This is a genomic window from Blautia fusiformis (assembly GCF_020686995.1).
Lineage (GTDB): Bacteria > Bacillota > Clostridia > Lachnospirales > Lachnospiraceae > Blautia_A > Blautia_A fusiformis.
This window is the reverse complement of record NZ_JAJEPT010000001.1, coordinates 217,874-233,086: the sequence shown is the minus strand read 5'-3', so window position 1 is coordinate 233,086 and position 15,213 is coordinate 217,874. Positions and strand designations below refer to the sequence as shown.

The following is a 15,213-nucleotide window of genomic DNA, read 5'->3' as shown; positions in this document are numbered from 1 at the left end:
ACATTTTTATACCGAAAATATCATTTTATCTAAGGAGGAATTCTATATGTCAACAAAAAGACTCCAGAAAAAGAAAGCTGCCATGCAGGCAAAAAAAGAAAAGCAGCTGAAAAAAAATACCTCTGCTGCCGGCACCAGTTCCAGTGTTGCCAAATCTGTTGAAAATGCTAAAGCCGAAGTGAAAAAACTTGAAACCGTAAAGAAGGAAACGCTTAAAGTCGAAACCTCAAAAACCGAACCGATCAAAGTCGAGACTTCCAAGACCGAGCCGATCAAGGTCGAGACTTCCAAGACCGAACCGATCAAGGTCGAGACTTCCAAGACTGAGCCGATCAAGGTTGAGACTTCCAAGACCGAACCGATCAAGGTCGAGACTTCCAAGACTGAACCGATCAAGGTCGAGACTTCCAAGACTGAGCCGATCAAGGTTGAGACTTCCAAGACCGAGCCGATCAAGGTTGAGACTTCCAAGACCGAACCGATCAAGGTCGAGACTTCCAAGACTGAGCCGGCAAAAGTTACTACTTCCAAGATTGAGCCTCTGAAAGTCGAAACTTCCAAGGAGGACACAGCTTACGATGCCCTCTACGAGAAACGTCTGAAACACTACTACAATGATCTGAAATGGCTTTACTGCGAGCTGTTCCGCGATCACCCGGAAGTTACCGGCACATTCTCAAGCCTCACAAAAAAGATGAAAGAAATCTACCGTGAGCGTTCTCTTTCCATGAAGGAAGCCGACCAGAACTGCGCTGCAGATCCTGACTGGTTCCGTAAGACTACTTTCACCGGAATGGCTGTAAATCCTGCTGACTTCGCAGATACTCTTTCCGGGCTGTCCGATAAGCTGGACTATATCAGTGAATGCAAAGCAGACACTCTGTACCTGACAGATCTTTTCCAGGCAACCTCCAACTGCTCTCTTCGCATTATCCCGGAGATCGGAACCTCCGAAGATCTGTACACACTTGCAGCTAACTGTAGGAAAGCAGGTATCCGCCTGGCTCTTGAGATCCCGTTAAGTCTTTCTGTGGATGACCCACAGTCCGGTGCGCCATGTGTGCTCCAGACTCCGGCTTATTTCAATGCAATGCTTCTTCAGATCCTGGAGCTTGCAAATGAAGGTGCTTCTATATTCAGCCTTGGTGTCCTTCCGATGATGCCGGAAGAAAATCTCTGGAAGCTTCACTCTCTGCTGCGTATGACCCGAATGGTGTGTGAGATTGTATGCCCCGGAATTCTTCTCCTTGGCGAAACAGACCGCCCACCTGCAGAGGCTGCTGCATTCGGCGGAACTTCCGATATGCCGGAACTTCACATTGTAAACAGCACCCAGCTGATGTCCGATCTCTGGCATACCGTTGCCACAAAGGACACTGCCCTTCTCCGCCGGGGAATCGACAGAGCTGCAGACCTTCCGCAGGCACCGGTATTCCAGAATTACCTCCGTAACCGCAACACGGTACGCTGGAATCTGGACTATGATTTCCTGAAAGGAAGCTTTATCACAGAAGGGCCTCACAGAGATTATCTGAATGAATTCCTGGCAGGTATTTTCCCTGATTCCTTTGCCCGGGGTGAAATTTATGTGAATCCGGAAACCGAGGAATCGGAGCTCTGCGGAACAACCGCATCTCTTGCAGGAATCGAGCGTTTTGATTATGAAGGAAATATGGAGGGTGTCAGCCGGGGAATCCGCTATGACGTAGCACTTCATGCATTGCTTCTTTCCCTCCCCGGAATTCCGGTACTTCGAAGCGGTGACGAGGTCGGACAGCTGAATGACTACACCTATAAAGCCGACATTTCCAAAGCAGCTGATCCCCGCTGGCTCCACAACGGACGTTTCAACTGGGCACTTGCCCGGAACAGAGCCGATGCCGAAACGATCCAGGGACGCATTTTCAACAGCCTTGAGCAGCTGGAATCCATCCGTGCCAGCCATCCGGTATTTGCACCTAAAGTTTCTGCACATACACTGGAAACCTGGGAAAAAGCTCTCCTTGCCCTGGTAAGAGAAACTTCTGAAGAAAAGCTGATCTGCATCTACAACTTCAGCGACCAGGATAAGGTAGCCTGGATCAACGAACAGGACGGTACCTACACAGATCTTCTCACAGGAGTTCAGAGAGGCGCACAGGCTGTAGAGATCCCGGCCTTCGGATTTATCTGGCTTATGCACACGAAATAATAGCTTTGTCAGGCGGATATCCACAATCTGCATTCTCTACACAGCTCTGCACCGGATAACTTGATAACTGCTTCACAGTTTATTTGCAAAAAAAGGACACTGCCATTTTCAACGGGCAGTGTCCTTTTTTATTTCTCATATTATTATTTTCTCAGCTTATCAATAAATGCAGCAAATTTCCCCTGTTCCCCACTATCCAGCGAACGGCTGTAAATATTTCTGAGCCAGGCCGTGATCACATCGATTAGGATCGGAGAAAATGTCATCAGAAGGAACACCAGAATGATCATTCCGAATTCCAGCGATCCCAGTGTCAGAAGATTCTGCAGAACCACCGCCGCACCGAAAAAGATCACCTGCATACTGTAAATGATCACCTTTCGATACTTATTCAGAGGTGCGTAAACTGTCTTAAGTGCCGCCATATAATTCCATCCTGTTACAAGCACACAGGCTGTATTCAGCATAGCATTGGAATGGTATACATTCTGGCATACCAGCATCACACTGAACACACAGCCCGTGATGGTCACAGCAGCCGGAAATGCATTCATAAATACATGACGCAAAAATGTATGGTCGATCTTCTCATAATTATTCTCCTGTGCCAGAAGGAATGTAGGAATACCAACAGCGCAGGCACTGATCAGAGACATCTGGATTGGCTCAAAGGGATAGGAATCCCCGAAGAAGATCGTGATCAGTGACAGCAGCACGGAAAAAATCGTTTTGATCAAAAACATAGATGCCGCAGTACGGATATTATTTACAACCCGGCGTCCCTGATTCACAATTTCCGGCATTGCTGCAAAATTAGAATCCAGCAATACCACATTGGCAATATTCTTGGCAGCATCACTGCCCTCAGCCATGGCAATACTGCAGTCCGCCTCTTTAAGCGCCAGAACATCATTGACACCATCACCGGTCATGGCAACCGTATGCTGCTGAGCCTGTAAAGACTTCACCATTGCCTGCTTCTGCTGAGGTGTTACACGCCCGAACACACTATATTCTGCAACTGCCTCGTCCATCTGTTCCTGTGTTGTGATCGTTGTTGCATCGATATAATGCTCTGCATTTTTAAGGCCTGCACGTCTGGCAATGGCAGAAACTGTCACCGGATCATCACCGGAGATCACTTTCAGATCAACACCCTGGCTTTCAAAATATGCCAGCGTATCCGGTGCCTCTGCACGGATCACATCGGTAATAAGCAAAAGTCCGACAGGTTCCAGTCCCTCCGGAAGCTCCGCTCCCTCACTCACATTTACACTATGGGCAAGAACCAGCACACGAAGACCTTCCTCTGCAAATCTGCCACAATACTCCATCAGCTCCGGGTTCCCTTCCGGAAAAAGAAACTGCGCTGCCCCCATCAGATAAGTACCTGTATCTGTAAATGCAGCTCCGCTGTACTTCCTGTCAGAAGAAAACGGGATCACATGATCCAGCTCCATATCCTGAGATACTTTAAATCTTGCCCTGAGTGCATCGGCAGTGGCATTCTGATCCTTCAGCACAGAAAGCAGATTTCCCATGATATGCTCGATCTCCCGGATCTTCTCCGGATCTTCCTGACTATGTTTCTCCGGGTCAGCTTCTGACTTTTCCTGTAATACGAGATTCGCGCTTCCATCCTCCTTTGCGATCGCATCTGTTGCTGAAACTGCAGAAGTCGCAGAACTCTCAGTTCTATTGCCGTCACCTTCGCCGAATTCAGGATCTTTCCCGGATATTTTCTCTGAAATCTCATCATACACCGGCGGATAGCTCTCCACCGCCTCCACACACATGGTACCCTCTGTGATAGTTCCTGTCTTATCCAGGCAGAGCGTATCCACGCGTGCAAGAGTTTCTATACAGTACAGCTCCTGCACCAGCGTCTTCTTCTGGGCCAGCTTCAGCGCACCCAGAGTCAGTGCCACACTGGTAAGAAGGACCAGTCCCTCCGGAATCATTCCCAGGACCGCTGCAACCATATTGACAACAGAATCCCGGATATTGTCTCCCACAAAATAATACTGTTTATAAAAAAGCATCGCACCCATTGGTACGATAATGATACTGATCACCTTCAGAATGGCATTCAGGGAATTTCTAAGCTCTGAATTATGGCGTTTGAATTCCTTGGCCTCGCTGGTGATCCTTGACGCATAGTTGTCACTTCCCACATGGATGATCTGGCAACAGGCCTGTCCCGCCGTCACAAAGCTTCCGGAAAAAAGCTCATCTCCAGGATTCTTCGGAAGATTGTCTGCCTCACCGGTAAGCAGGGATTCATTGACCTCAAGGCTTCCCTCCAGGATCTTCGCATCTGCCGGAACCTGTTCTCCGGCCTTCAGGAATATCAGATCATCGACAACCAGCTTCTCTGTAGAAATTTTCCATTTTTTTCCTTCACGCAGAACAACCGTCTTGGATTCTGTCAGGATGGCCAGCTTGTCAATCGTCTTCTTGGCACGGACCTCCTGAATGATCCCGATCACGGTATTAATAAAAATGATTCCTACAAACATGGAGTTTTTGTAGGAACCAACCAGCAGTACGAGAACCAGCAGCACCAGGTTCAGAAAATTGAAGAATGTCAACGTATTCTCCAGAATGATCTGCTTATATGTCCTGGTGTTGGGGTTTTCGTTATTATTTACCTGGCCCTGCGCAATTCTTTCCTGAACTTCTTCGTTCGTAAGTCCTGTCATGCTTCTTACTTACCTGTCCTTTCAATGGCTTACGGTTCTGTTCGACTGAAGCTTGCTCATGCCCCGGTTATGATCGTAAATAAAAGGGATCAATACTCCTCTTCTGTATCCTCTTCACCCTCGTGGATATCAGACTTCGGTTTGGAAAGACCCTCGATCTTAATGTGATGTTTCTCTGCATAATCCCAGAGAGCTGCATGAATTGCTTCCTCAGCAAGCAGGGAACAGTGGATCTTTACCGGCGGAAGTCCGTCCAGAGCCTCCATAACGGCCTTGTTGGTTACTTCCATAGCTTCCTCAATGGTCTTGCCCATTACAAGTTCTGTTGCCATGCTGCTTGTTGCAACTGCTGCACCGCATCCAAATGTTTTAAATTTGCAGTCTTTGATAATATGAGTTTCGTCATCGATATCAAGGAATATTCTCATAATATCACCGCATTTTGCATTTCCTACAGTACCCACGCCGCTTGCGTTCTCGATCTCACCGACATTACGTGGATGCTGAAAATGATCCATTACTTTTTCACTATACATTATTTTTTCCTCCTGGCAAGTATTTTTATTATTTTTTCTGCTTTTTAATAAAATCTTCATATAATGGAGACATGCTTCTTAAGTTTGCAGTAATATCTTTCAGCTTATCTACTACAAAATCAACATCCTCCATTGTCGTCTCCTCGCTTAAGGTCATACGGAGAGATCCGTGTGCGATCTCATGAGGAAGACCGATAGCTAACAGAACGTGTGACGGATCCAGAGAACCGGATGTACATGCGGAACCGCTGGATGCACAGATTCCGAAATTATCAAGCATCAGAAGAAGTGACTCTCCCTCGATGAACTGGATGCTTACATTTACGTTGTTCGGAAGACGTTTTACTTTATCTCCATTGAGACGTACGTACGGGATCTCTGTGAGGATCCTGCTGATCATATGATCTCTGATCTCGATTTCTTTTGCAGTACGCTCTTTCATGGACTTGTTTGCACGCTCTGCTGCAAGACCGTATCCTACGATACCAGGAACGTTCTCTGTGCCTGCACGACGTTTTCTCTCCTGTGCTCCGCCATGTACGAAGGAGCGGATCTTAACGCCCTTACGGATATAGAGGAAGCCGATTCCCTTCGGTCCGTTGATCTTATGTCCGCTGGAGCTGAGCATATCGATATTGAACTCATCTACATTGATCGGGATCTGGCCGAATGCCTGAACAGCATCTGTATGGAACAGGATTCCATGCTCATGTGCGATCTGTCCGATCTCTTTCAGCGGCTCAAGAGTACCAATCTCATTGTTTGCAGCCATAACAGAGATCAGGATGGTCTCCGGTGTGATGGCTTTCTGAAGCTCATCCAGGTCAATGAAACCATTCTCATCTACATCCAGGTATGTGACCTTGGCACCACGCTCTTTTTCAAGGTACTCGCAGGTATGAAGGATGGCATGATGCTCGATCTTTGTTGTGATGATATGGTTTCCTTTATTTTTATATGCCTCAAAGGTCGCTTTCAGAGCCCAGTTATCAGACTCGGAACCACCTGCAGTAAAATAGATCTCCTCTTTTTTGGCTCCGATCACATCTGCGATCTGCTGTCTTGCCTTTGCGATGGCAGCCTTGCTGTTTGCCGCAAAATCATAAACGGTTGAAGCATTTCCATAAAACTCTGTAAAATACGGCAGCATAGCCTCCACAACTTCCGGTGCGGTCTTTGTGGTAGCCGCATTGTCCAGATATATCATTTTTCCCATTTTCTTTTCCTCCTGTTCAGGATAATTATTTTTCGTGTATTCTCCGGCTTTCTTCGATCAGCTCACTGAGCATCAGGGTATCCACTGCATCTGTGATGCTGTCGTTGATCCTTTTCCACACTAATTTAGCCACGCAGAGATCAGAACCTTGGCAGCCACCGTCACCTTCTGTTCCCGGACATGTTGCAGCCTCCAGGCCACCCTCCAGGACACGAAGGATATCTCCCACTGAAATCTCTTCTGCCGGTCTTCCAAGGAAATATCCTCCGGCTGCACCGCGGACACTCTTCACAAGGCCCGCTTTCTTCAAAAGTGCCATCAGCTGCTCCAGATAGCTGACTGATATATTCTGACGGCCCGCAATACTCTGAAGCGAGACCGCTTCTTTTTCACTGTAAAGACCAAGGTCTATCAAAGCCTTAAGTCCGTATTTTGCTCTTGTTGACAGTTTCATCCGCTCACCTCTTTTTCAATTCCCAGTGTTTTCCTCGGATTTCATGTTTACTCTATCAGAAACATATGGTTCTGTCAAGACTAACTTCTTCATATACTGACAAAAAAGACTCAAGGTTATCCATGTCAAAAAAAATATTTCTCAAAGGAACCCTGATTCTTGCCTGCACAGGCCTTATCAGCCGTATCGCAGGTTTCTTTTATAGAATATTCCTCTCCCATGCCATTGGTGCGGAAGGTCTTGGTTTGTATCAGCTGGTTCTTCCTCTCCAGGGACTTATGGCCGCTTTATCCTATACAGGGATCCAGTCTGCCCTTTCACGCCTGATCGCGTCCAGACTTGCCCTTCAGGAGAAAAAGGAGGCACGTTTTTCGCTGGTCACAGGAACACTTATGGCTGTCTTTTTTTCTGCTGCAGCCGGTTTTCTGCTTTTTCAGCACGCATATTTTTTTGCTTCCGCAATTCTGAAAACACCGCAGACTGCCGGTCTTCTTCGCATAACAGCTGTCAGTATTCCTCTCTGTGCCATTCATTCCTGCATTGACAGCTATTATTATGCCCGGAAAAAAGCCTCTGTTCCGGCAGCCGTGCAGCTTTCGGAGCAGTCTGCACGGATCGGCACTACCTATATCCTGTATCTGATCTTTCTTTCCGAAGGACGTCCGATCACTGCATTGATCGCAGCGGGAGGTTCCCTTGCCGGAGAGACTGCCGCTTCGCTGGTGTCGCTGCTGGTAGTTTCCTTTCATTTCGGAAATCACCCTGTACACGAAAAGACTCCCGTCAGGATCTTTCCGCTGATAAAGGACCTTTTCACACTGTCTTTTCCCATTTCCCTGAACAGGATCCTTCTGACACTTCTCGGCAGCATAGAAGCGGTCCTGATCCCACAGATGCTTCTGCGTTCCGGCATGACAGCCTCAGACTCACTGAAGATCTATGGGATCTTTACAGGAATGGCACTGCCCCTGCTCCTGTTTCCTTCCACACTTACCTCTTCCGCCGCTGTGATGCTGATGCCTTCCATCGCACAGCTTGATGCACTGGGAGAGCAGCAGCAGATCCGCCGTGTCACTGACCAGACCTTTTTTCTGTGCATGTTCCTGGGATTTCTATGCGGAAGCGGATTCTTTCTTTTTGGCCCATTCCTCGGAACATTGCTTTTTCACAGCCAGACTGCCGGAACCTACATACGGTATCTGTCTTTTATCTGTCCTTTTCTTTATACAAACACCATGCTCACCAGCATCCTGCAGGGACTTGGAAAACCGGGGCTCTGTCTGATCCACAGTATTGCCGGCATTCTCATCCGTATTTTCTCCGTTGTTTTTATAATTCCGGCAACAGGGATCCGAGGCTATTTTTACGGAATTTTTCTGGGTGAGCTGCTGCTTACTCTTCTACACGTGAAAGCGCTAAAATTTCCCTATCGACAATCGGCCAATAATCGTTTATAATAAATAATTGAAATGTCTATAGTTATGGAGGAATAAAGTACTATGAGTTTTGAATTCATAAAAAAACTGCCAACTCCTGAGGAAATCCGCAATCAGTATCCGCTCGATGCTGAACTTCAGGCGCTCAAGGAGAAACGCGATGCTGAGATTCGCGACGTTTTCACCGGAAAATCCGATAAATTCCTCGCTATCATCGGACCATGTTCTGCAGATAACGAAGATGCCGTATGCGATTATCTTTTAAGACTTCGCAAAGTTCAGGAAAAGATCGAGGATAAAGTCCTTATCATCCCGCGTGTTTACACAAACAAACCACGTACGACCGGTGAAGGATACAAGGGAATGGTCCATCAGCCGGATCCTGAGAAAAAACCGAACCTTCTTGCCGGGCTGATCGCGATCCGCAAGATGCACATGCGTGCTATCCGCGAAAGTGGCTTCACCTGTGCAGATGAGATGCTTTACCCGGAGAACTACCGTTATCTCTCTGATCTGCTTTCCTACGTTGCTGTAGGCGCACGTTCTGTTGAAGATCAGCAGCACAGACTGACTGTCAGCGGCATGGATGTTCCGGCTGGTATGAAGAATCCTACCAGTGGTGACTACAGCGTTATGCTGAACTCCATTGTTGCAGCACAGGGCGCTCATCGTTTTATTTACAGAAGCTGGGAGGTTGAGACCACCGGCAACCCACTCTCTCACGCAATCCTTCGCGGTGCGGTAAACAAGCATGGGGAAGCGATCCCGAACTACCATTACGAGGATCTTCGTCTTCTCTATGACAAATACCATGCAAAGAACCTTGCCAACCCGGCAGTGATCGTGGATACCAACCACTCCAACTCCAACAAGCATTACGAGCAGCAGGTTCGTATCGCAAGTGAGGTTCTTCACAGCCGTCAGGTAGATCCTGAGCTTCACTCCATGGTAAAAGGTCTCATGATCGAGAGCTATATCGAGCCAGGCAACCAGAAGATCGGTGGAGATCACATCTACGGAAAATCCATCACAGATGCCTGCCTTGGTTGGGATGAGTCTGAGAAGCTGCTTTACACGATTGCTGAAAATTGCTAAGATCTGTCTGATCTGCAGTTCAGGAAACGGATATTTGTGATCCTTTTACACTTTATGTTCAAAAAAAGAACCGGCATTCTTCCATTTTGGAAGCTGCCGGTTCTTTTTTGAACGCGTTTTTTATATTATTTCTTACAGATCAATGCCTCGGATGTGCTTTCATATATACGTCTCGCATTTTCGCAACGCCAAAATTCAGATAGACCTGTGTGGTGGAAATATCCGAATGTCCAAGCATTTCCTGCACACTCTTCACGTCCGCTCCATTCTGCAGCATATGTGCGGCAAAAGAATGTCTCAGTGTATGCGGCGTGATATCATGCTGGATCCCGGCTTCCTCTGCATATCCCTTCAGAACCTTCCAGAATCCCTGTCTGCTCATGGATTTTCCTGAACAGTTGGTAAAAAGACTCTCCGTCTCATTTTCTTTCACAAATTTTCCACGGGCTTCCTTCAGATATTTCTCCATGGCTGTTTTGCATACATTTCCTATCGGGATCACCCGTTCCTTATCCTCATCGTGACAGACTACATAACCAAGCCGCAGATTGAGATCCTCCAGATTCAGCCGCAAAAGTTCACTGACACGCATTCCTGTAGCATACAAAAGCTCCAGCATGGCACTGTCCCGGATTCCCTTCGGTGTATTCAGATCCGGCTGTTTCAAAAGGCGGTCCACCTCATCCACAGTAAGGATCTCCGGCATCCGCTTTTCAACCTTGGGCGGCTTCAGTTCCAGAGACGGATCCCTCTCGATCCTGTTCTCCTGATAAAGATACTGAAACAAGGCACGGATAGATGCTACATTTCTGGAGATCGTTGAGGAAGCGAACTGTCCTCTCTCCATATAGCTGAGATAGCCTTCCAGCTCCAGTTCTCCTACATCTCGGATATCATAGATCCCACGATCTGCAAAATACACTGCCATCTTCTTCAGGTCTCTCTGGTAAGATACTTCTGTATTATGTGACGTCCTTTTTCTATTATGTAAATATGTAATAAATTCCCGTATCTCTATGTCCATTTCTCTGCATCCCGTTTCTCTAAAATCATACTCGTTTATGACTGAATTATACTGTGAATTTTACATAAAATCAAACAGTTTTTCATCGTAAAACCGCACAATTTCAACACTTTCCGGCACAAACCACCAAATATCGCAGATTTTATGGAAACCATCACTAGATATTGTGGAAATTTTCCTCAAAAAAATTTCAGGCCCTTTATAACTTTTTCTACGATCCAAGGATTCAGAAAACTTTCTGCGAGGATTCCTCCTGTATACAGCAGAAAAACTGTGATCCCCTGCCGAAAATAAGCCCCTGTTTTCTGCGGCACAAGTCCATAATTTTTCCAGATCCCATACGATTGTCTGTATACGATACCTGCAAGATAAAAATACGCCGGAATATAGACCAGATACTGCGGCATCAGAAGTCCGGCGCCGGCCACACCGCCATAAATACCAAATTCCAGAACCGATAATGCCAGAATCATTCCTGTCTCCATTCCCAAAAACAGCATATATGCGACCGTCAAAGGCACTCCGAATATTGTAAATCCGCATAAAAACAACAGAAGAAAAAAACCTCCTCTTCGTCGCAGCACTTCCAGGAAATAAGCTCCGCCGGAAATATCTTTTCCTGCAAAGCTGCGGATCAGATAAAAAGAAGCCAGGGTTTTCTGTTTCCACTCCATTTTCCAGATCAGATTCGGCAACACATTTCCCGCAAAAACTCCGGTCATAAAAAGAAGCTCCGCCGGAAAACGTCCGGCATTTTTCCACTTCCGGTTCTCTGTCTTACTCTCCATTTACTCACCCTGTACCAGTTTACGCCTGTTTTTCCAGTAATATGACCGTTTTTCCACATGACAAAAAAAGGCCGGCCAGCTAAAAAGCTGTCCGGCCTTTGGTATTTCCAGAACTTTCTTCCATTGAAAGCTTATTTTGCGTAGTCAACCGCTCTGCTTTCACGGATCACATTAACTTTGATCTGTCCAGGATACTCAAGCTCTGCCTCGATCTGCTTTGCAATATCTCTTGCAAGGAGAACCATATCTGCATCACTTACATGATCCGGCACGACCATAACACGAATTTCTCTTCCTGCCTGAATAGCAAAAGACTTCTCTACACCCTTGAATTCATTGGTGATATCCTCAAGCTGTTTCAGACGATTGGTATAGGTTTCCAGGGTCTCACGTCTTGCTCCAGGTCTTGCTGCGGAAATTGCATCAGCAGCCTGTACAATACACGCGATCAGAGATTCCGGCTCCACATCACCATGATGAGACGCAACCGTGTTGATAACGATCGGGGACTCCTTGTATTTCTTGCAAAGATCCACACCGATCTGAATATGAGAACCTTCTACCTCATGGTCAATGGATTTACCAATGTCATGAAGAAGTCCGGCACGCTTGGCCATACGCACATCCACACCAACTTCTCCTGCAAGAAGTCCGGAAAGCTGTGCAACCTCAATTGAATGTCTCAGAGCATTCTGTCCATAGCTTGAACGGAATTTCATACGTCCAAGAAGCTTCAGAAGTTCCGGATGGATTCCATGTACCCCTACATCCATGGCAGCATTCTCACCGTCTTCCCGGATCTGTGCTTCCACTTCTTTCTGGGCTTTCTCTACCATCTCTTCAATTCTTGCCGGATGGATACGTCCATCCACGATCAGTTTCTCAAGAGCCACTCTGGCGATCTCTCTCCTGATCGGATCAAATGCGGAGAGTACCACTGCCTCCGGTGTATCATCAATGATCAGATCCACACCGGTAAGTGTCTCAAGTGTACGGATGTTACGGCCTTCACGACCGATGATCCTTCCCTTCATTTCATCACTTGGAAGCTGTACCACAGAAATCGTTGTCTCGGAAACATGATCCACTGCACATTTCTGAATGGCATTGACTACATATTCCCTGGCTTTCTTATTGGCATCTTCCTTGGCTCTGTTCTCAAGCTCTTTATAGAGTCTTGCAACATCCACCTTTACGTCATCTTCTACAGATTTCAGTAATTCTTCTTTTGCCTGTTCGGAGGTAAGACCTGAAACTCGTTCCAGTTCCTGTACTCCTTTTTCCTCAAGTTCATTTACTCGTTTTTCTTTTTCTTGTAACTCGTTAAATTTCGCTGTACATTCCAGCTCACGCTTCTCCACTGCATTGGCTTTTTTGTCAACAGATTCCTCTTTTGACAAAACTCGCTTCTCGTATCTCTGCAGCTCGTTTCTCCGTTCCTTGGTTTCCCTTTCCAGTTCATTTTTAGTTCGCAGAGATTCTTCCTTTACTTCAAGTAAAGTTTCGCGTTTCTTGGTCTCTGCTGCTTTCAATGCTTCATCAAGAATATTCCTTGCCTTATCCTCTGCTGTACCTATGATTTCCGCATCCTTGCGTACTTTCTTGTCAACAGCAACCTTGCAAGTAACAGGAACTGCAATAAGTAGCGTGACTACCACAGCGACAATAACACCGATAATTGTGCCTGCCACAGGAGCACCTCCTTATTTAGTTTTCATTGTACAAATACAACAATACAAGTTTAGCTGTTTTTCACATTTATGTCAAGTTTTTCTCATGAAAAAGCAGATTTTGGTTAGCACATATAAACTGGCTCTTTTTCTCCGCAGAGTTATTGTTACTGTTCACTCCGTTCTCAGTAACACGCTTCGCGATGCACAGAATTTATGCTGATCGCATAAATTCGCGCGGTATGTCTCGGGTTTTCTGTGACCTTCGCTCACAAAAAACACCTCGCGGGACATTACCAGTGAACAGTAACGAGTTATTCCATATCACGGTTCACCCGGATGTTCATTTCTTCCAGGGTATGGGAAATATCCTCATACCGGAACGCTCGTCTGGCCAGATATCCATACAGCCTTCGCATCTGTCCTTCATCAAGCTCTGTGTCCGGCGCATATTTCTTCTCGATCGTCCTGCGTAATACCTCCCGCTCGTCCGGTTCCAGAAGCTCTTCCATCTCATTCCAGGCATCCAGGGCAGTCTGACGGTCCACACCCTTTAACTGAAGTTCCGAGAAGATCTTCTGACGACTTCTGGATTCCATGCGGAAGGAGATATAGGTTCTGGCATAACGGGCATCGTTGATATACCCATAGGACTTCACATAAGCAATGGCATCTTCTACTGCCTCCGGTGAAAATTCAGCCTGACGGAGTTTATCCGTCAGGCCTTTCTCTGTGCGGTCCATATGTTCCAGAAGCCGCATGGCTTTCTTTCTTGCACGGTTTCGTTCTTCCAGATCCAGCATGGATTACTCTTCCTTCTCTGTATCTTCTGCCTGTACTACTGCTTCTGCTGTCTCATCTGCCGGATCCAGATGATAATGTACACGAACCTTCTTCTCGATCTCATCGCGGATCTCCGGATGCTCTCTCAGGAATAATTTGGCATTCTCACGTCCCTGTCCGATCTTATCCCCTTCATATGCATACCAGGCTCCGCTCTTGTTTACGATGGAGCATTCTGCAGCCAGATCCAGGATATCTCCCTCTCTGGAAATACCGGTTCCGAACATGATATCAAACTCTGCCTGCTTAAATGGCGGAGCCACCTTGTTCTTAACTACTTTCACACGGGTGTGGTTTCCAACCATCTCACCACCCTGCTTCAATGTTTCCACACGGCGTACATCCATACGGACAGATGCATAGAATTTCAGCGCACGTCCACCGGTTGTAGTTTCCGGATTACCAAACATCACTCCAACCTTCTCACGAAGCTGGTTGATAAAGATCACCACGCAGTTAGACTTGCTGATAACAGCCGTCAGTTTACGGAGTGCCTGTGACATCAGACGGGCCTGCAGACCTACATGGCTGTCTCCCATATCTCCTTCGATCTCAGCCTTGGGGACCAGGGCTGCAACAGAGTCCACGATCACGATATCCACAGCACCGGAACGTACCATAGTCTCTGTGATCTCCAGCGCCTGCTCTCCGTTATCCGGCTGTGAAATATAAAGGTTGTCGATATCAACACCTATACTCTTGGCATAAACAGGATCAAGAGCATGCTCCGCATCGATAAATCCTGCGATTCCGCCTCTCTTCTGCACTTCAGCGACCATATGTAAAGCTACCGTTGTCTTACCACTGGACTCCGGTCCGTAAATCTCCACGATACGTCCCTTGGGAACACCACCTACACCAAGGGCGATATCCAGACTTAAGCATCCTGTGGGAACTGCCTCCACCTGCATATGGGAACTGGAATCTCCAAGCTTCATGACAGAGCCTTTACCGAACTGTTTCTCAATATTTCCAAGAGCCGCTTCCAGCGCCTTCTGCTTCTCTTCACTGATCATTATGTAATCTCCTATTCTTTATTCTCTTTCTAATCAGGTTTCCTTTAATCCGAACCTTTGTTCGTGTTTTCTGTATTACATAGTATTATAAAACGGAATGATTGTCAATAAGATACTTGAAAATCCCTCTGTTTTTTTGTTGACAAGATCTCTGAAAATCCGACAAAAGGCTTCCCATACATGATTTCTTTTTCCTCTCTGAATGCAAAAAAAGCAGATAAAAAGATTTCCCTCTTCATCTG

Annotated in this window: 12 protein-coding genes; 3 read left to right on the top strand and 9 right to left on the bottom strand. The window is 46.6% G+C overall.

Translation table 11 applies throughout. The features are described 5' to 3' along the window. Window positions 1–46: 46 nt before the first annotated feature. Window positions 47–2,191 carry an alpha-amylase family glycosyl hydrolase gene (locus LKD46_RS01200; RefSeq protein WP_227573678.1) on the top strand — a complete coding sequence of 715 codons (2,145 nt, stop codon included), beginning with the start codon at window positions 47–49 and terminating at the stop codon, window positions 2,189–2,191. A gap of 143 nt (window positions 2,192–2,334) precedes the next feature. On the opposite strand, the gene LKD46_RS01195 is transcribed toward LKD46_RS01200, so the two are convergent. From LKD46_RS01195 to LKD46_RS01180, 4 genes are all read right to left on the bottom strand, one after another. Beyond that, a complete protein-coding gene (locus tag LKD46_RS01195) occupies window positions 2,335–4,893 on the bottom strand; it encodes an HAD-IC family P-type ATPase (protein WP_118368454.1) in 2,559 nt (852 codons plus the stop codon). A gap of 89 nt (window positions 4,894–4,982) precedes the next feature. Then, entirely contained in the window at window positions 4,983–5,429 is a 447-nt protein-coding gene (nifU, locus tag LKD46_RS01190; protein WP_015526995.1) for a Fe-S cluster assembly scaffold protein NifU, read from the bottom strand. A gap of 28 nt (window positions 5,430–5,457) precedes the next feature. Continuing rightward, window positions 5,458–6,645, bottom strand: a complete 1,188-nt coding sequence (nifS, locus tag LKD46_RS01185; protein WP_021650819.1) for a cysteine desulfurase NifS — start codon at window positions 6,643–6,645, stop codon at window positions 5,458–5,460. A 25-nt stretch (window positions 6,646–6,670) separates the two neighbouring features. Beyond that, the gene (locus tag LKD46_RS01180; protein WP_015526993.1) at window positions 6,671–7,099 is read right to left on the bottom strand and encodes an RrF2 family transcriptional regulator; all 429 of its coding nucleotides are present in this window, start codon (window positions 7,097–7,099) and stop codon (window positions 6,671–6,673) included. A gap of 122 nt (window positions 7,100–7,221) precedes the next feature. Here LKD46_RS01180 and LKD46_RS01175 point away from each other — a divergent pair, with 122 nt between their 5' ends. After that, entirely contained in the window at window positions 7,222–8,556 is a 1,335-nt protein-coding gene (locus LKD46_RS01175) for a polysaccharide biosynthesis protein (RefSeq protein WP_118368453.1), read from the top strand. A 42-nt stretch (window positions 8,557–8,598) separates the two neighbouring features. Next, on the top strand, window positions 8,599–9,630 hold the full coding sequence (locus tag LKD46_RS01170) for a 3-deoxy-7-phosphoheptulonate synthase (protein WP_015526991.1): 1,032 nt from the start codon (window positions 8,599–8,601) through the stop codon (window positions 9,628–9,630). Between the two features lie 139 nt (window positions 9,631–9,769). On the opposite strand, the gene xerD is transcribed toward LKD46_RS01170, so the two are convergent. From xerD to recA, 5 genes are all read right to left on the bottom strand, one after another. After that, window positions 9,770–10,654 carry a site-specific tyrosine recombinase XerD gene (xerD, locus tag LKD46_RS01165; protein ID WP_015526990.1) on the bottom strand — a complete coding sequence of 295 codons (885 nt, stop codon included), beginning with the start codon at window positions 10,652–10,654 and terminating at the stop codon, window positions 9,770–9,772. 179 nt (window positions 10,655–10,833) lie between these two features. Further along, window positions 10,834–11,442, bottom strand: coding sequence for a stage II sporulation protein M (locus tag LKD46_RS01160; protein ID WP_021650815.1), 609 nt, complete (start codon window positions 11,440–11,442; stop codon window positions 10,834–10,836). 131 nt (window positions 11,443–11,573) lie between these two features. Beyond that, the gene (rny, locus tag LKD46_RS01155) at window positions 11,574–13,133 is read right to left on the bottom strand and encodes a ribonuclease Y (protein WP_021650814.1); all 1,560 of its coding nucleotides are present in this window, start codon (window positions 13,131–13,133) and stop codon (window positions 11,574–11,576) included. A gap of 293 nt (window positions 13,134–13,426) precedes the next feature. Next, window positions 13,427–13,915: a regulatory protein RecX gene (locus LKD46_RS01150; RefSeq protein ID WP_021650812.1), complete on the bottom strand. Its 489-nt coding sequence runs from the start codon at window positions 13,913–13,915 to the stop codon at window positions 13,427–13,429. A gap of 3 nt (window positions 13,916–13,918) precedes the next feature. Next, a complete protein-coding gene (gene recA / locus LKD46_RS01145; RefSeq protein ID WP_021650811.1) occupies window positions 13,919–14,971 on the bottom strand; it encodes a recombinase RecA in 1,053 nt (350 codons plus the stop codon). Window positions 14,972–15,213 lie beyond the last annotated feature (242 nt).